Below are 15,956 nucleotides of genomic sequence, written 5' to 3'. Positions count from 1 at the left end.
GTGGATTCACCTCTCCTTGGGGAGAGGTCGAAATCGCGCAGCGATTTCGGGTGAGGGGCGAGCTGATGTCTGACGTGGGAACCGCCGTGGCCAGAGACCCCGGCTACAACTTCGCCTATCTCGACGAGCAGACCAAGCGGATGATCCGCCGGGCGCTGCTGAAGGCTGTGGCGATCCCCGGCTACCAGGTGCCGTTCGGCGGCCGCGAGATGCCGGTGCCCTATGGCTGGGGCACCGGCGGCATCCAGGTCACCGCCAGCATCATCGGCCCGGACGATGTGCTGAAGGTGATCGACCAGGGCGCCGACGACACCACCAACGCCGTCAACATCCGCCGCTTCTTCGCCCGCGTCGCCGGGGTGGCGACCACCGAGGATACGGGCGAGGCGACGGTGATCCAGACCCGCCATCGCATCCCGGAGCAGCCGCTGGCCGAGGGCCAGATCCTGGTCTACCAGGTGCCGCAGCCCGAGCCGCTGCGGCGGCTGGAGCCGCGCGAGACCGAGGCCCGGCTGATGCACGGCTATGCCGATTACGGGCTGATGCATGTCCGCCTGTACGAGGACATCGCCCGCTTCGGCCATATCGCCACCACCTACGACTATCCGGTGATGGTGCATGGCCGGTACCTGATGGCGCCGTCGCCGATCCCGAAATTCGACAATCCGAAGATGCACATGAACCCGGCTCTGCAGCTGTTCGGCGCGGGGCGCGAGAAGCGGATCTACGCCGTCCCGCCCTACACCCGGGTGGTGAGCCTGGACTTCGAGGACCATCCCTTCGAGATCCAGCATTGGGACCAGCCATGCGCCTTGTGCGGCGCCGAGGACAGCTATCTCGACGAGGTCGTGCTCGACGATGCCGGCGGGCACATGTTCGTCTGCTCCGACAGCCACCATTGCCGCACCCGGCGCGACGCCGGCCACCATGGCAGCCTGAGCGGCGAGGCGCTGGCCGCCTATGACCGGACGGTCGAACAGGCGCATGAGCCGAAGGGAGCCGAGGCATGAGCAGCGACATCCTGCTGCGGGTCGAGGGGCTGACCAAGCTGTACGGCGACACCGTCACCGGCTGCCGCGACGTCGCCTTCGAGATGTCGCCCGGCGAGGTGCTGGGGATCGTCGGCGAGAGCGGGTCGGGCAAGACGACGCTGCTCAACTGCATCTCCGGCCGGCTGCCGCCCAGCGCCGGCACGGTGGCCTTCGATACCCGGATGCGCGGCCTGATCGACATCTACGCGTTGTCGGAGCCGGAGCGGCGGATGCTGGCCCGCACCGATTGGGGCTTCGTGCACCAGAACCCGCGCGACGGGTTGCGCATGGATGTCAGCGCCGGCGCCAATGTCGGTGAGCGGCTGATGGCGGTCGGCGCCCGGCATTACGGCCGCATCCGCGGCCAGGCGCAGGACTGGATGGGGAAGGTCGAGCTCGACCTCGGCCGCATCGACGACCGGCCGGCGACCTATTCCGGCGGCATGCAGCAGCGGCTGCAGATCGCCCGCAACCTGGTCACCAACCCGCGCCTGGTGTTCATGGACGAGCCGACCGGCGGTCTCGACGTCTCGGTCCAGGCCCGGCTGCTCGACCTGCTGCGGGGGCTGGTGCGCCGGCTGGGCATCGCCGTGGTGCTGGTCACCCACGACCTCGCCGTCGCCCGCCTGCTGGCCGACCGGCTGATGGTGATGCGGCACGGCCGGGTGGTCGAGACCGGCCTGACCGACCAGGTGCTGGACGACCCGCAGCACCCCTACACCCAGCTCCTCGTCTCCTCCGTCCTGCAGGTCTGAGCCATGCCGAACACGACTCCGATGATCGAGGTCTCCGGCCTGTCCAAGACCTTCGTGCTGCACAACCAGAATGGGGTGCGGCTGCCGGTGTTCGCCGGCGTCGACTTCACCGTGGCCGCGGGCGAATGCGTCGTGCTGGGCGGCGCCTCCGGCGCGGGCAAGAGCACCTTTATGCGCACCCTCTACGGCAACTACCTGGCGTCGGCCGGGCGGGTGCTGATCAAGCATGAGGGCGCGCCGGTCGACATCACCGCTGCGACGCCGCGCCGGATCCTCGAGATCCGGCGCCGCACGCTCGGCTATGTCAGCCAGTTCCTGCGGGTGATTCCGCGCGTGCCGACGCTGGAGATCGTGAAGGAGCCGATGCTGGCCTCCGGCGTCGCCGAGGCGCAGGCCGAGCGCCGCGCCCGCACGCTCCTGGCCCGGCTGAACCTGCCGGAGAGCCTGTGGTCGCTGCCGCCCGCCACCTTCTCCGGCGGCGAGCAGCAGCGGGTCAATCTCGCGCACGGCTTCGCGATGGAGTATCCCATCCTGCTCCTCGACGAGCCGACGGCCTCGCTCGACGCCGACAACCGGCGCGTCGTCATCGAGCTGATCGAGGAGGCCAAGGCCCGCGGCGCCGCCATCGTCGGGATCTTCCACGACACGGCGGTGCGCGACCGGGTGGCGACCCGAATCTTCGACGTCACGCTCTACAAGGCAGCCGCATGAGCACGGATCTGATTGTCTCGAACGCCCGGATCGTCACCCCCGGGGCTGTCCTCACCGGAACCCTGAGGGTCGAGGACGGCCGCATCGTCGCGGTGGAGGAGGGGGCGGCGCCCTCCGCCGGCGATGACGCCGACGGCGACTACCTGATCCCCGGCATGATCGACCTGCACACCGACCATCTCGAGCGCCACGTGGCGCCGCGGCCGGGGGTGATGTGGAACAACGTCTCGGCGGCGATGGCGCATGACGCGCAGGTGGCCACCGCCGGCATCACCACCGTGTTCGACAGCCTGTCGCTGATGGGCGAGCACAAGGGCGTGCCGCGCGGCGACCTGCTGCGGCCGATGGTCGACGGGCTGGAATCGGCGCGCCGGCAGGACATGCTGCGGGCCGACCATTTCCTGCATCTGCGCTGCGAGGTCGCCGACCCGCATGTGCTCGACTATCTCTCGGTGCTGATCGACGACCCGGCGGTGCGGCTTCTGTCGATCATGGACCACACGCCTGGCCAGCGGCAGTACGCCCAGGTCGAGAAGTGGCGCCACGCCAACCGGCATCGCTACAGCGAGGCGGAGCTGGATGTGGTGATGCAGCAGCGCCTGGCGTCGCAGGAGGCGCACGCCCACCGGCACCGCCTGGCGATCGCGGAGCTTGCCGCTGCTCATGGCCTGGCCCTGGCCAGCCATGACGACGAGACCCCGGCCCATGTCGACGAGGCGCTATCGCTCGGCGTCTCGATCTCGGAGTTCCCGACCACGGCCGACGCGGCCCGGGCGGCGCGCAGCCACGGCCTGTCGATCCTGATGGGTGCGCCGAACGTGGTCCGCGGCGGCTCGCACAGCGGCAATGTCGGCGCGGCGGAGCTGGCGGCGGCGGGGCTGCTCGACATCCTCGCCTCCGACTATGTGCCGATCAGCATGCTGCACGCCGTGTGCCTGCTGGCCGAGGCGCCGGTCGGGCTGAGCCTGCCGGCGGCGGTGGCGCTGGTCAGCGCCAACCCGGCCAGGGCGGCGGGGCTGGACGATCGCGGCCGGATCGAGCCCGGGCTGCGGGCCGACCTGGTCCGCTTCCGCCTGATCGAAGGCGTGCCGCATATCCGCGCCGTCTGGCGCGCTGGCCGGCGCGTCGCCTGAGACTTCGGATCCCGACATGACCCGACGCTACGCCATCTACTTCGCCCCGCCCGCGCGCTCGACCCTGGCGGAGCTGGGGGCCGAGATCCTCGGCCGTGATCCGGAGACCGGGCAGGCGCGGCCGCAACCGCGCCTCGACGGCATCGATCCCGACCGGTTCCACGTCATCACTGAGGATCCCCGGCATTACGGCTTCCACGCGACGCTGAAGGCGCCTTTCGTCCTCGCCGAGGGCGTGTCGGGCGAGGCGCTGCACGCGGCGGCCGAGGCCTTCGCCGCCGGCCGTTCCTCTGCGACCGGCCCGGCGCTGGCGCTGGCCTCGATCGGCGGCTTCCTGGCGCTGGTGCCCTCGGCGGACGCGCCCGAGGTGCACGCCCTGGCGGATGCCTGCGTCGAGGCCTTCGACCGGTTCCGCGCCCCTCTGACGGCGGCGGAGCTGGAGCGGCGGCGGCGGTCGCCGCTGACCCCGGCGCAGGACCGGCATCTCGAGCGCTGGGGCTATCCCTATGTGTTCGACGAGTTCCGCTTCCACATGACCCTGACCGCCCGCCTGACCGACAGGGCCGAGCACGAGCAGGTCCGTGCCGCGCTGGCGGAGCGGACCGCGCCGGTCTGCGTCGACCCGCTGCGGATCGATGCGATCGCGGTGTATGAGCAGGCCGACCGGCAGGCGCCGTTCCTCGTCACCGGCCGCTATCCGTTGCGCGGAGCCGCGGCGTGACCGCCGTGGTCACCGCCGTCGGCCTCTGCCCGACCCACAGCTTCAGCAAGCCGGTGGTCGATACGATCCGGCTGCTGGCCGGGCTCGGAGTCGAGGGCGACGCTCATCTCGGCGTGACGGTGAAGCATCGGTCGCGGGTGAGGGTCGACCCGACCCAGCCGAACCTGCGCCAAGTGCATCTGATCCAGGGCGAGCTGCATGACGAGCTGGCGGCCGCCGGCTTCATCGTGCGGCCGGGCGACCTGGGCGAGAACGTCACCACCCGCGGCATCGACCTGCTGGGCCTGCCCACCGGCGCGAAGCTGCGGCTCGGCACCGAGGCGGTGGTCGAGGTCACCGGCCTGCGCAACCCCTGCAGCCAGATCGACGGCTTCCGGCAGGGGCTGCTGAAGCTGGTCGTCGGCCGGGACGAGGCCGGCAACCTGGTGCGCAAGGCCGGGGTGATGGGCATCGTCCTGTCCGGCGGCGCGGTGCGCCCCGGCGACCCGATCGGGATCGAGCTGCCGCCGGAGCCGCACCGCCCGCTGGAGCGGGTGTAGCGTTACGGATGTAACGCGTTTGGTGGACCCGGACATGACGGCGTAACGCTGTCCGGCTCGGCTGCGCTGTCCTACGGTCGCGGCGACGCGCCGAGGCGCAGGACCACCATCGATCATCGAGCCCGACATGACCCATGCCATCGCCGCCGACCTGCCGTCGAGGCGGCGCCTCAATGCCGGCGACTACCGCACCCTCGGCCTGGCCGCGCTGGGCGGGGCGCTGGAATTCTACGACTTCGTGGTCTTCATCTATTTCGCGGGTGCGGTCGGGCAGCTGTTCTTCCCGGCGGAGATTCCGGACTGGCTGCGCCAGTTCCAGACCTTCGCCATCTTCGCCGCCGGCTATCTGGTGCGGCCGCTGGGCGGCATCGTCATGGCGCATTTCGGCGACCTGTTCGGCCGTAAGCGGATGTTCACGCTCGGCATCCTGCTGATGGCCGCGGCCACGCTCGGCATGGGCCTGCTGCCGACCTACGCCCAGATCGGCGTCTGGGCCCCCATCGCCCTGCTGCTGCTGCGCATCCTGCAGGGTGCGGCGATCGGCGGCGAGGTCCCGGGCGCCTGGGTGTTCGTGGCCGAGCATGTGCCGGCGCACCGCATCGGCTATGCCTGCGGCACGCTGACCGCGGGGCTGACCGCCGGCATCCTGCTGGGATCGGTGGTGGCGACGGTGATCAACGGCCGGTTCAGCCCGGCCGAGATCGCCGACTGGGCCTGGCGGCTGCCTTTCCTGCTGGGCGGCGCCTTCGGCCTGGCCTCGGTGTTCCTGCGCCGGATGCTGCACGAGACCCCGATCTTCCAGGAGATGCGGGCTCGCAAGGCCCTGGCGGCGGAGCTGCCGCTGAAGGTCGTCGTGCGCGACCATCCCGGCGCGGTGGTGGTGTCGGTGCTGCTGACCTGGCTGCTGGCGGCCTCGATCGTGGTGGTGATCCTGATGACGCCGCCCATGCTGCAGAAGCTGAACGGCGTGCCGCTGCCGCTGGGGCTGGAAGCGAACACGGCGGCGACGCTGTGCCTGCTGGTCGGCTGCATCCTCGCCGGGGCGATCATCGACCGGATCGGCGCCGGGCGCTTCTTCGCGATCGGCAGCGTGCTGCTCGCGGGCGCCACCTGGCTGTTCTACACCCGCGGCGCCACCGATCCGGGCCTGCTGGTGCCGACCTACGCCCTGACCGGCCTCTTGGTCGGCGTCGTCGGCGGGGTGCCCTTCGTCATGGTCAAGGCCTTCCCGGCGGCGGTCCGATTCAGCGGCCTGTCCTTCTCCTACAACATCTCCTATGCCGTGTTCGGCGGGCTGACGCCGCTGGTGATCCCGGCGCTGCTGGCGCTGAACCCGCTGGCGCATCTCTACTACATGCTGGCGCTGTGCGCGCTGGGCTGCGCGGTCGGCCTGTGGCTGATGCGTCGGGAGGCCGGTTCTTGCTGATGGAACCCCCTCCCCCTGCCCTCTCCCGCGAGGGGAGGGGGGACTAGAATTGCTTGGGGTGAGGGAGCTCTCTCCCGACCCAAACCGATAGAGTCCTCCTCCCCCTGCGGGAGGGGTAGGGGGAGGGGGTTCGCGCTGCCGGAGCCGAACCCGGCCCCACCCCTCATCTCATCATCAGCACCGGGATCAGGCAGGACCGCACCATCGCCGTGGTGGTGCTGCCGATGATCAGGTTGCGGATGCGGGAATGGCCATAGGCGCCCATCACCAGCAGGTCGATCGACGCCGCCGCCACCTCCGCGGCGATCACCGCCTCCGGCTCGCCCGGCAGGATGCGGGCGCGAATGTCCCAGCCGGCCTCGCGCAGCGTCGTCTCGGCGGCATCGAGCCTGGCCTCGGCTTCCTCGTCCGGGCTGCCGGCCATCAGCAGATGACCCTCCAGCCCGCGCAGCAGCTGGCCCTTGGCGATCAGATCCACCGCCTTGGTCACGCTCGGCCCGCCATCGAAGGCGATCAGGAAGCGCCGGATCGGCCTGAAGGCACGGGCGGCCACCAGCACCGGCTTCTTCGCCGACCGTGCCACCCGCTCGAGATTCGAGCCGAGATGCAGCTTGGCGAAATCGGCCGCCTCGCCGCGCTTGCCGATGACGATGACGCTGGTGTCGGGCTCGAACTCGCCGACCGTCTCGACCAGGTCGCCGTTGTAGAGGTGGGTGTCGATCTCGGTGACGCCGGCCTCCTTCAGCCGGGCGCTGCCTTCCTCCAGGATCAGCCGGCCGCGCTTCTGCGACAGGCTGGCCCGCTGCTCGTCCATCGCCGCCAGCTCGGCCAGGATGTCCTGGGAATAGGCGACGAGCGTGCCGCTGATGTCGACCGGGATGGTGGATACTTCGCGGCGGCCCAGCACATGCAGCAGCTCGACCGGCTGGTTCAGCCGCGAGGCTGCCCAGGCCGAAAGATCGCAGACGCTGTGGGAGTAGATCGAGCCGTCGATACAGGCGAGAACCTTGGCCATGCCATCGACTCCATGTTGGCCGGGCGCGCGGGGGCGGTCGGCGACAGGGAAAGACTGACTCAATGCCGGTCCTGACTCAACAATCTGGCGCGGCCTCGTTCCGTTCCAAGAGCGGAGCGGGCCGGGCCCGTCACATCTGCGGCGGCCCGCGGTGCAGGGCCTCGGTCAACCCGGTCTCCAGCAGCGCCGATTCCATTGCCCGGGCCAGGCCCAGCACCACCTCGTCGGCATGGCGATGGCCGACGACCTGCAGCCCCACCGGCAGGCCGTCCGGCGTCAGCCCTGCCGGCAGCGACAGGGCGGGGCAGGGGGAGAGCAGGTTGAACGGCGCGGTCAGGTCGAGGCCGCCATAGCGCCCGTCCGGCCGATCCGCCGCGAAATCGTCATCGGTCAGGGTGACGGGCGGGGGCGGTACGGCGCAGGTCGGGCACAGCAGGGCGTCGCGGCCGGCCAGCACGGCCGACAGCTCGTTCCACATCCGGCTGCGCAGGATCTCGATCCGCTTCACCTCGGCTGCGCCCAAGGTCAGGCCGCGGTCGATCAGCCCGACCAGGATCGGGTCCATCCGGTCGCGGTACTCGGCCAGGCTGTGGCCCTGGAACGCCGCCATGAACACGCACCACAGGTCCAGCCAGCGGTCGCTCGCCGCCCGGGTCCAGGGCAGGCGCACCTCCTCGACCACCGCGCCGGCACGGCGCAGCGCCTCTGCCGCCGCCAGCACCGCGGCCTCGACCTCCGGATCGATGGCGTAGTAGCCGAGATCCATCGACAGGGCGAAGCGCCGCCCGGCCAGCCCGCCGATCCGCGTCGCCGCGGCGTCGAAGGGCAGGGGCAGGGAGTTGATGTCCTCGTCGCTCGGCCCCGCGGTCGCGGCCAGGAAGGCGACGGCGTCGTCGACGCCGCGGGCCAGCGGGCCAAAATGCGAGATGTCGTCGAACTGGCTGGGCAGGATGGTCATCGGGATCCGGCCCAGGCTAGGCTTGAACCCGACCACGCCGCAGAAGGCGGCCGGGATCCGCACCGACCCGCCCATGTCGGTGCCCTCGGCGAGAGGCACCACCCCGGCCGCGACCGCGGCGCCGGAGCCGCCGGAGGAGCCGCCCGGCGACCGCTCCGGGTCCCACGGGTTGCGGGTGACGCCCCAGCGCGGGCTGGTGGTGAAGCTGGAATGGGCGAATTCCGGGGTGGTGGTCTTGCCGATCACGATCGCGCCGGCCGCCTCCAGCCGCCGCACCACCAGCGCCGACCGGTTCGGGATCCAGTCGCCGGTCGAATGCGATCCCAGCGTGGTCAGGTGGCCGCGGGTCGGGGTCAGGTCCTTGATCGCCACCGGCACGCCGTGCAGCGGCCCCGGCGCGCGGCCGGCCGCGACCGCCGCATCCGCGGCCTCGGCCGTAGCGATCGCTTCGTCGTCCAGGATCAGGGTGAAGCAGTTCAGCCGCTCCTGCGCCGCATGGGCGCGGGCCAGGGCCTCGGCGACCACCGCGCGGGCGCTGGTCCGCCCGGCGGCGATGGTCTCGGTGATGCTGCGGACGCTGGGCGTATCGGTCATCTCTCGATCCTCAGGGACAGCTTGCGGCCGGGGCCACTCCGCCCAAGGATAGCGGGCGGGAGCGGAAAGGCAGGGCATGGAGTTTGCGGCTTGGAACGCCGGCTTGGCGGCGGCGATGGCGGCGGTCGGCACGGCGGCGTTCCCGGACCGGCTGGGCGGGGCTCTGGCGGCGCTGGTGCCGTTCGACATGCTGAACGGCTTCGCCTATCGCGGTGACGCGCCGCCGCTCGACCTGCACAACCGCCAGGCGCCGGACCTCGCCGCCGTCATCGTCGACGGCTACATCGCCGGCGCCTATCTGCTGGACCCATTCTTCGGGGCGGTGCGGGCCGGCACCGCAGACCGGTTCCTGGTGATGGCGGATCTGGCCCCCGACCGGTTCGCCCAGAGCGAATATTACAAGCGCCATTACATCCGCACCCGCATCCTGGACGAGGTCGGCTACGTGCTCGATCTCGGCCAAGGCGTGACCGGGGTGCTGTCGGTGACCCGGCGGCGCGGCCATGCCCGGTTCGGCCGGGCCGAGATCGCCCGGCTGCGCGACGCGGCGCCGATGGTCTGCGCGCTCTGCGAGCGGCACTGGGCCGGCTTCGGCGCGGTGCCGGAGCCGGCCGGGACCGGAGATCTCGTCACCCGCATCGTCGATCTGGGCGGCGGCCGGCTGACCCGGCGCGAGGCCGAGATCGTCGGGCTGATCCTGAAGGGCCATTCGACTCCCTCGATCTGCGCCCTGCTCGAGCTGGGGCAGGAGACGGTGAAGACCCACCGCAAGAGCATCCACCGCAAGCTCGGCATCGCCTCGCAGGCGGAGCTGTTCGCCCGCTTCACCGCATTCCTGGCTGCGCCGTCGGGATAGAGGCGTCCCCGGCCTCGCGGAACTGCGTCTCCGGCGGCTGCTGGCTGAACATCCGGGTGAGCCAGGCGAGGTAGACGATTCCGAGTGCCAGCCAGGCCAGCCCCAGCACCTTGGCATGCTCGTCCAGGCTGACCAGCAGCCACAAATTGGACAGGGCGCCCAGCACCGGCACCGCCAGCGCCCCGATGATGGTGCCCAGGCCACGCTCGGCCGCGCCCATCCACAGCAGCTTGATCACCGACAGGTTGACGAAGATGAAGGCGACGAAGGCGCCGAAATTGATGAAGGAGGTCGAGGTGGTGACGTCCAGCTTCAGCGCCGCCAGTGCCACTACGCCGGCCAGGGCGATGTTGAACACCGGCGTACGCAGGACCGGGTGGACATAGCCGAAGGCGGATCGCGGCAGCACGTCGTCGCGGCCCATCGCCAGCAGCAGCCGGCCGACGCTGGCCTGGGCCGAGAGGCCGGAGGCGAACTGCGCCACGATCAGCCCGGCCAGGAACAGCATGACGAAAAGGTCGCCGCCGATCGCCTTGGCGACGTCGAAGGCGGCGCTGTCGACATTGGCGACGTCGCCGCCGGGGAAGGCCAGCTGGGTGAAATAGGCGGCCAGGATGAAAATGCCGCCGCCCAGCAGCGCGATCAGCATGATCGCCTTGGGGATGGTCCGCGACGGCTCCACCGTCTCCTCGGTCAGTGTCGTCACCGCGTCGAAGCCGAGGAAGGAGTAGGCGGCGATGGCCGCCCCGGCGAGATAGGCGGGCAGAGTGCCGTCACTGCCGGTGAAGGGATCGGCCGAGAACAGCGGCCGGACCTCCGGCCCGGCCAGGGCGTAGCGGACGCACAGCGCGACGAAGGCGGCCAGCACCGCGAACTGGACCAGCATCAGCACGATGTTGACGCCGTTGGCCAGCCTGATGCCGATGATGTTGATGGCGCTGGTCACGCCGATGAAGGCGAGGATCCAGACCCATTGCGGCACGTCGGGGAAGGCGGCGGAGAGATAGGCCGCGCCGATCAGCCAGATCGCCATCGGCAGGAAGAAATAGTCGAGCAGAATGGCCCAGCCGACCAGGAAGCCGGCATGGCCGCCGAAGGCGCGGCGGGTGTAGGTGTAGGCCGATCCGGCGACGGGATGGGCCGCGGCCATGCGGCCATAGGACCAGGCGGTCAGCAGCACGGCCACCAGCGCCACCAGATAGGCGGTCGGCACGGCGCCGCCGGTCTTCTGCGCCAGGATGCCGAAGGTGCCGAACACGATCATCGGCGTCATGTAGGCCAGGCCGAACAGCACGACCGAGGGCAGCCGCAGCGTCCGCGTGAGCCCGATGGGCTGGTCCGTCATTCTCGTCCTCCCTGGGCCGTCCGCCGCCTTGTCGCTGCGGTCGGCAGGCCCCGTCATGGTCATTGGGGAAGAACTATGGAAAGCCCGCGCCAGCCGGCGCCATCACCCCAAGGGGGGAGGGCGCCTCGGAACCGGGCATCAGCTCGTGCCGTAAACCTCCAAAACCTCATGGACGTCAAAACGGCAGGAGATCGTCATGCCTGACACGAGGGAGAAGCTGGTCGATTTCGTCACCCGGCGTGCTTTCGATCCGGTGCTCAAGGCCCAGGCCGAAGGCCGGTCGGAGGCCGAGAAGCGCAAGCTGGAGCATGTCCAGAAGGCGACCCGGACCGAGGTCGAGCGCTATCGCGGCTACGGCTCGGCGAAGGAGGTCGTGGTGAACTTCAAGCGGGATCTGGATTCCGAGCCCGCGCGCAAGGTTCACGCCGAGCTGAAGGCGCTGGGCCTGCCGACGGTCAACGACATCCGCGATGAGTTCGAATCCCTGGCGAAGGAGCTCGGCGTCGACGCGTCCCGCTGAGCGGATCAGGCGGCCTGGGACAGCGGCGCGGCGCCGGCCGGCAGGGCGACCCCGAGGTCGATCGCGGCCTTGAGCGGCAGGTGGTCCGAGGCGATCCGCGACAGCGGGCTTCGATGGACCTCGACCTGGCGCAGCACGCCCTGCGGCCAGCCCAGGATGCGGTCGAGCGAGACCAGCGGCAGCGGCGCCGGGAAGCTGGGCGGGCTGGCCTGCAGCGGGCCGAACAGGGCGCCGAGCGGTCGCAGCGAGGAGCGCCGGCCGGGACGCCACTCGTTCAGGTCTCCGACCAGCAGCGTCGGCATGCTCTCGCCGGCGGCGATCTCGTCCAGGATCATGGCGGACTGGCGCATCCGGCAGCGGCGCAGCAGGCCGAAATGGGCGGCGACCACCCGCAGGCGGCCGGCGGGCAGGGCCAGTTCGGTGACGATGGCGCCGCGCGGCTCGGCCCCTGGCAGGGTCAGGCGGCGCAGGCGGGTGACCTCGCCTTCGCGCACCAAGAGGGCGTTGCCGTGCCAGCCATGGCCATCGGGAAGATCGGAGACATGCACCAGATGCAGTCCGCTGTCGCGGCGCAGCGTCTCGGCGTCCAGCAGGCCGTAGCGCCGGCCGAAGCGGCGGTCCACCTCCTGCAGCGCCACCACATCGGCCTTCAACTCGTCGACGACGGCGGCGATGCGCAGCGGATCGAAGCGGCGGTCCAGCCCGACGCATTTGTGGACGTTGTAGGAGCCGACCACGACCGGACGGGCGGCGACCGTCTCAGTCGGCGCCTGGGTCGTCATGCCGTTGCGAAGCTGTGCGTCGTGCGGGGCCATCGCGGTTCCGGAAGCCGGGACCGTCAAGGAACGCCCGGGAACCACCTGGATTTAATACAACTGCACGCCAGTGCCAAGATGGCGCGACCGAATGTACCGGCCGGACGATCTCTGGAGAATGGAAAGGAGTGGCTCCCTGGACTGGACTCGAACCAGTGACCCGCTGATTAACAGTCAGCTGCTCTACCAACTGAGCTACCAGGGAACATGAGCGCCGGATCGCTCCGGGCTGTTGGTGGCGCGGCTTATAGCAACCTCGCCCCGCCCTGCCAAGCCTGACTTGCACCCCCGATCACACTTTTTGGAGGTGCTGGCCCAGCCGACATTTCAGGCGGGCCGTTTGGAGGCGCGAGCCGGAATCGAACCGGCGTGCACGGATTTGCAGTCCGCTGCTTGACCACTCAGCCATCGCGCCCCAACGGCGGCCCCCGTATATCGTCCGCCGAGAAGCAGGGTCAAGAACGATTGCGCGGAACTTTCGACGCCGAGGCGGCCGGCACGGCGGGGCGGCATCGGACCGCCCGGTAACAGACCGAGGCCGGGCGGCGTTAGACCGCCCGGTAACAGACTGATTGTGTTGCGGGCGCGAAGGCCGATATAACCGCTGCGTTCGAGCGCGCGGCGACCGTCCCGGCCGTCGTGGCTCGCCGTCCTCAGATTGCGGAATCCCATGGTCGACTACGCAGCCGCCCGCCTGAACATGGTCGAAGGGCAGATCAAGCCCAACAAGGTCATCGACCAGGCTCTGATCGACGCGATGATGGCCGTCCCGCGTGAGCGCTTCGTGCCGGCCGACCGGCGCGGCGTCGCCTATGTCGACGAGGACGTCGCCGTCGGCGGCGGCCGGGTGCTGATGGAGCCCCGGGTGCTCGGCCGGCTCCTGAACGATGCCCGGATCACGCCCGGCAGCCGCGTCCTGGTCGTCGGTGCCGGCACCGGCTACAGCGCCGCCCTCATCTCCCGCCTCGCCGCCAAGGTGGTGGCGCTGGAGGAGGACAAGACCCTGCTGGCCACCGCGCGCGGCGCGCTGTCCGAGCTCGGCGTCCAGCGCGTGACCCTGGTCGAGGGGCGGCTGACCGAAGGCTGGGCGGCCGAGGGGCCGTATGACGTGATCCTGGTCGACGGCGCGGTGGCCGAGGTGCCGGCGGCACTGCTGGCGCAGCTGGCGCCCGGCGGCCGGCTGCTCACCGTGGTGGATGACGGCGACGGCGTCGGCCGTGCTATGCTGGTCAGCGCGGTCGATGGAGTCGTGTCGCAGCGCCCGCTGTTCGATGCGGCGACGGCGATGCTGCCCGGCTTCGAGCGCAAGCCGGCCTTCCAGTTCTGAGTGGGGCATCGGGTGCAGCTTTTCGAGATCGACGTGGCGACCCTGGCGGATTGGCGGCGCGACGGCACGGGGCACGTGCTGGTCGATGTGCGCGAGCCGCAGGAGCTGGCGGTGTGCCGGATCGAGGGGTCGCTCGACATCCCGATGGGCGAGATCCCGGGCCGGGTCGAGGAAATTCCGGGCGATCGCCCGGTGATCGTCATGTGTCACCACGGGGGGCGCAGCGCGCAGGTGGTGCGGTGGCTTTCGGCAAGGGGCATGGACAACGTGGTCAATCTGCGCGGCGGCATCGATGCCTGGGCGCGCGAGATCGACCCAACCATGGGACGGTATTGACGATGACACGATTTGGACGGTTCGGCCTCTCCACCGCGGTGCTGTCCGCCGTGCTGATGCTGGGCACCGCGTCGGCCTCGGCGCAGACGATGGCCGAGGCCCTGGCGTCGGCCTATGCCACCAACCCCGATCTCGCCGCCGATATCGCCCAGCTGAAGGCGACCAACGAAGGCATCGCCCAGGCCCTGTCCGGCTACCGGCCGGAGATCAGCGCCAGCGCCAGCATCGGCAGCACGTTCAGCAACACGCAGACCGACGGGGTCGCGGGCGGCAGCGCCCTCCGCAGCTCGAACGGGGGGCGGGACAGCCGGTGGCATGAGGTGAACCCGGCGACGCTCGGCATCACCGTCACGCAGAACATCTACAATGGCGGGCGGACCCAGGCCGCGGTGAACCGCGCCGAGAACACGATCATGGCGACCCGCGCCGTCGTCCAGACCACCGAGCAGACGGTGCTGCTGGATGCCGCCACCGCCTATGCCGACGTGGTCCAGGCCCAGTCGGCGCTGGATGTGCGGCGCAACAACGAGACGGTGCTGCGCCGGCAGCTGCAGGCGACCCAGGACCGGTTCAATGTCGGCGAGGTGACCCGCACCGACGTCAGCCAGGCGGAGGCCAGCCTGGCCAGCGCCGTGGCCGGCCGGATCGAGGCGGAGGGCACGTTGCGGGCCGCCCGGGCGACCTTCGAGCGCGTCATCGGCCAGCCGCCGGGGACGCTGGAGACGCCGGCGGTCCCGGTCGGCCTGCCGTCCTCGATGCAGGACGCGATCCAGAAGGCCCAGGCGAACTATCCCGGCATCGTCGCCGCGCTGTTCACTGAACGGGCCGCGGCCGACAACATCGACCTGCAGTTCGGCGCGCTGCTGCCGTCGATCGACGTGCAGGCGCGGCTCCAGCGCCAGTACTCGACGGTCTCGCATCCGACGACGAGATACGAGACCTCTCCCGGGTTCGTCGGGGAACTTCTGGGGCCGCAGCAGGCGAGCTTCGGGGCGCAGTCGCGCGTCGATTCCGCGGCGATCGTGGCCCAGGTGACGATCCCGCTCTACTCGCAGGGCAACCAGGAATCCTTGGTTCGCCAGGCCCGCTACACCCACGGCCAGCGGCGGATCGAGATCGAATCGCAGCGGCGCCAGGCGATCCAGGCCGCGGTTCAGTCCTGGCAGGCGCTGGTGACGGCGCGGGCCGCGATCAAGTCGTTCCAGGCCGCAGTCAAGGCCGAGCAGCTGGCGGTGGAAGGCCTGCAGCAGGAAGCCCAGGTCGGATCGCGCACCGTGCTCGACGTGTTGCAGGAGCAGCAGAACCTGCTCAATGCCGAGCTGAGCCTGGTGCAGGCGCGGCGCAACGAGGTGGTCGCCGGCTACCAGCTGCGCAACGCCGTCGGCAGCCTGACCGCGCAGGACATGGGCCTGGCGGTCAAGGTCTACGATCCGGAGCCGGACTATCAGAAGACCCGCGCCCGCTGGTTTGGCACGTCGGTCGACGAGTGAGCATGGTTGCCCGGCCTCGCCGGGCCACCACATGTCTGTGATTGCCGGCTTGGCCTGATAATCAAGGTCATGTCGACAGTCTCTGGATGCCCGGGCCCGGGCATGATCATTGCGTGAAAGTGGAAGACGACCGAGAGGATGAGCGAGACGCGGGCACAGCAGGAGCCGTCGATGGAGGAGATCCTGGCCTCCATCCGGCGCATGATCACCGAGGACGATCCGGCGCGCGGCCGGGCCGCCGTGGGTGAGCCTGCTCGGCCTCAGCCCGCGCCATCCTCCGCAGCGGTCGATGACGACGTGCTGGAGCTGACCGAGGCGCTGGACGATCCTCGCCCGGCCGCGCCCCCGCCGGCCGCCCCGCAGCCCGCCGCACCCGCTGCCGCC

Annotated in this window: 16 protein-coding genes, 2 tRNA genes and 1 pseudogene; 13 read left to right on the top strand and 6 right to left on the bottom strand. The window is 70.5% G+C overall.

What is annotated here, in order from left to right; all coding sequences use genetic code 11:
* The first annotated feature begins 65 nt into the window (after positions 1-65).
* From P409_RS09890 to P409_RS09860, 7 genes are all read left to right on the top strand, one after another.
* Positions 66-1,010 (top strand): alpha-D-ribose 1-methylphosphonate 5-phosphate C-P-lyase PhnJ, encoded by a 945-nt coding sequence (locus tag P409_RS09890; protein WP_034834913.1) that lies wholly within the window; start codon positions 66-68, stop codon positions 1,008-1,010.
* A complete protein-coding gene (gene phnK, locus P409_RS09885) occupies positions 1,007-1,786 on the top strand; it encodes a phosphonate C-P lyase system protein PhnK (RefSeq protein ID WP_034834910.1) in 780 nt (259 codons plus the stop codon). The genes P409_RS09890 and phnK overlap by 4 nt, the downstream gene beginning before the upstream one ends.
* A 3-nt stretch (positions 1,787-1,789) precedes the next feature.
* Positions 1,790-2,497 (top strand): phosphonate C-P lyase system protein PhnL, encoded by a 708-nt coding sequence (gene phnL / locus P409_RS09880; protein WP_238578635.1) that lies wholly within the window; start codon positions 1,790-1,792, stop codon positions 2,495-2,497.
* Positions 2,494-3,630: an alpha-D-ribose 1-methylphosphonate 5-triphosphate diphosphatase gene (locus P409_RS09875; RefSeq protein ID WP_034834904.1), complete on the top strand. Its 1,137-nt coding sequence runs from the start codon at positions 2,494-2,496 to the stop codon at positions 3,628-3,630. Before phnL ends, P409_RS09875 begins: the two co-directional genes overlap by 4 nt.
* Before the next feature lie 16 nt (positions 3,631-3,646).
* Positions 3,647-4,351, top strand: a complete 705-nt coding sequence (locus P409_RS09870) for a DUF1045 domain-containing protein (RefSeq protein WP_034834902.1) — start codon at positions 3,647-3,649, stop codon at positions 4,349-4,351.
* Positions 4,348-4,890, top strand: a complete 543-nt coding sequence (locus tag P409_RS09865; protein WP_034834900.1) for an MOSC domain-containing protein — start codon at positions 4,348-4,350, stop codon at positions 4,888-4,890. The genes P409_RS09870 and P409_RS09865 overlap by 4 nt, the downstream gene beginning before the upstream one ends.
* A gap of 127 nt (positions 4,891-5,017) precedes the next feature.
* A complete protein-coding gene (locus P409_RS09860; RefSeq protein ID WP_034834898.1) occupies positions 5,018-6,316 on the top strand; it encodes an MFS transporter in 1,299 nt (432 codons plus the stop codon).
* Between the two features lie 163 nt (positions 6,317-6,479).
* Here the strand turns inward: P409_RS09860 and P409_RS09855 are convergent, their stop codons facing one another.
* Together P409_RS09855 and P409_RS09850 are read right to left on the bottom strand one after the other, a co-directional pair.
* A complete protein-coding gene (locus P409_RS09855) occupies positions 6,480-7,331 on the bottom strand; it encodes a universal stress protein (RefSeq protein ID WP_034834895.1) in 852 nt (283 codons plus the stop codon).
* Between the two features lie 130 nt (positions 7,332-7,461).
* Positions 7,462-8,883 (bottom strand): amidase, encoded by a 1,422-nt coding sequence (locus P409_RS09850; protein WP_034834892.1) that lies wholly within the window; start codon positions 8,881-8,883, stop codon positions 7,462-7,464.
* A 76-nt stretch (positions 8,884-8,959) separates the two neighbouring features.
* Between P409_RS09850 and P409_RS09845 the strand changes: the two genes are divergently transcribed.
* Entirely contained in the window at positions 8,960-9,739 is a 780-nt protein-coding gene (locus P409_RS09845; protein ID WP_034834891.1) for a helix-turn-helix transcriptional regulator, read from the top strand.
* Here the strand turns inward: P409_RS09845 and P409_RS09840 are convergent.
* Positions 9,708-11,084: an APC family permease gene (locus P409_RS09840; protein ID WP_052120295.1), complete on the bottom strand. Its 1,377-nt coding sequence runs from the start codon at positions 11,082-11,084 to the stop codon at positions 9,708-9,710. The two genes, P409_RS09845 and P409_RS09840, sit on opposite strands and share 32 nt — an antisense overlap.
* A gap of 196 nt (positions 11,085-11,280) precedes the next feature.
* On the opposite strand from P409_RS09840, the gene P409_RS09835 reads away from it, so the two are divergent.
* Positions 11,281-11,604, top strand: coding sequence for a hypothetical protein (locus P409_RS09835; RefSeq protein WP_034834890.1), 324 nt, complete (start codon positions 11,281-11,283; stop codon positions 11,602-11,604).
* A gap of 5 nt (positions 11,605-11,609) precedes the next feature.
* Here P409_RS09835 and P409_RS09830 read toward each other — a convergent pair whose 3' ends face one another.
* The 3 genes from P409_RS09830 to P409_RS09820 all read right to left on the bottom strand — a co-directional run bounded on the left by P409_RS09830 (position 11,610) and on the right by P409_RS09820 (position 12,834).
* Positions 11,610-12,419: an endonuclease/exonuclease/phosphatase family protein gene (locus tag P409_RS09830; RefSeq protein WP_081991396.1), complete on the bottom strand. Its 810-nt coding sequence runs from the start codon at positions 12,417-12,419 to the stop codon at positions 11,610-11,612.
* 129 nt (positions 12,420-12,548) lie between these two features.
* Positions 12,549-12,624: transfer RNA gene (locus P409_RS09825), tRNA-Asn, on the bottom strand.
* A 136-nt stretch (positions 12,625-12,760) separates the two neighbouring features.
* A tRNA-Cys gene (locus P409_RS09820) sits at positions 12,761-12,834 on the bottom strand.
* 255 nt (positions 12,835-13,089) lie between these two features.
* On the opposite strand from P409_RS09820, the gene P409_RS09815 reads away from it, so the two are divergent.
* The 4 genes and pseudogenes from P409_RS09815 to P409_RS40665 all read left to right on the top strand — a co-directional run.
* Positions 13,090-13,746: a protein-L-isoaspartate O-methyltransferase family protein gene (locus tag P409_RS09815; RefSeq protein WP_034834889.1), complete on the top strand. Its 657-nt coding sequence runs from the start codon at positions 13,090-13,092 to the stop codon at positions 13,744-13,746.
* A 12-nt stretch (positions 13,747-13,758) separates the two neighbouring features.
* Positions 13,759-14,082: a rhodanese-like domain-containing protein gene (locus P409_RS09810; RefSeq protein ID WP_052120297.1), complete on the top strand. Its 324-nt coding sequence runs from the start codon at positions 13,759-13,761 to the stop codon at positions 14,080-14,082.
* 2 nt (positions 14,083-14,084) lie between these two features.
* Complete coding sequence (locus P409_RS09805; protein ID WP_034834888.1) at positions 14,085-15,572, top strand: TolC family outer membrane protein; 1,488 nt, start codon at positions 14,085-14,087, stop codon at positions 15,570-15,572.
* 171 nt (positions 15,573-15,743) lie between these two features.
* A pseudogene (locus P409_RS40665) lies at positions 15,744-15,956 on the top strand (DUF2497 domain-containing protein); the annotation flags it as partial.

This window comes from Inquilinus limosus MP06 (assembly GCF_000767795.1).
Classification (GTDB): Bacteria; Pseudomonadota; Alphaproteobacteria; order DSM-16000; family Inquilinaceae; genus Inquilinus; species Inquilinus limosus_E.
The sequence above is the reverse complement of the archived record's forward strand: the minus strand, read 5'-3'. Positions and strand labels throughout refer to the sequence as shown.

Coding starts and splice junctions, on each gene's coding strand:
- P409_RS09890 (WP_034834913.1), top strand. CDS start 66: ATGTCTGACGTGGGAACCGCCGTGGCCAGAGACCCCGGCTACAACTTC.
- phnK (WP_034834910.1), top strand. CDS start 1,007: ATGAGCAGCGACATCCTGCTGCGGGTCGAGGGGCTGACCAAGCTGTAC.
- phnL (WP_238578635.1), top strand. CDS start 1,790: ATGCCGAACACGACTCCGATGATCGAGGTCTCCGGCCTGTCCAAGACC.
- P409_RS09875 (WP_034834904.1), top strand. CDS start 2,494: ATGAGCACGGATCTGATTGTCTCGAACGCCCGGATCGTCACCCCCGGG.
- P409_RS09870 (WP_034834902.1), top strand. CDS start 3,647: ATGACCCGACGCTACGCCATCTACTTCGCCCCGCCCGCGCGCTCGACC.
- P409_RS09860 (WP_034834898.1), top strand. CDS start 5,018: ATGACCCATGCCATCGCCGCCGACCTGCCGTCGAGGCGGCGCCTCAAT.
- P409_RS09855 (WP_034834895.1), bottom strand. CDS start 7,331: ATGGCCAAGGTTCTCGCCTGTATCGACGGCTCGATCTACTCCCACAGC.
- P409_RS09850 (WP_034834892.1), bottom strand. CDS start 8,883: ATGACCGATACGCCCAGCGTCCGCAGCATCACCGAGACCATCGCCGCC.
- P409_RS09845 (WP_034834891.1), top strand. CDS start 8,960: ATGGAGTTTGCGGCTTGGAACGCCGGCTTGGCGGCGGCGATGGCGGCG.
- P409_RS09840 (WP_052120295.1), bottom strand. CDS start 11,084: ATGACGGACCAGCCCATCGGGCTCACGCGGACGCTGCGGCTGCCCTCG.
- P409_RS09835 (WP_034834890.1), top strand. CDS start 11,281: ATGCCTGACACGAGGGAGAAGCTGGTCGATTTCGTCACCCGGCGTGCT.
- P409_RS09830 (WP_081991396.1), bottom strand. CDS start 12,419: ATGGCCCCGCACGACGCACAGCTTCGCAACGGCATGACGACCCAGGCG.
- P409_RS09815 (WP_034834889.1), top strand. CDS start 13,090: ATGGTCGACTACGCAGCCGCCCGCCTGAACATGGTCGAAGGGCAGATC.
- P409_RS09805 (WP_034834888.1), top strand. CDS start 14,085: ATGACACGATTTGGACGGTTCGGCCTCTCCACCGCGGTGCTGTCCGCC.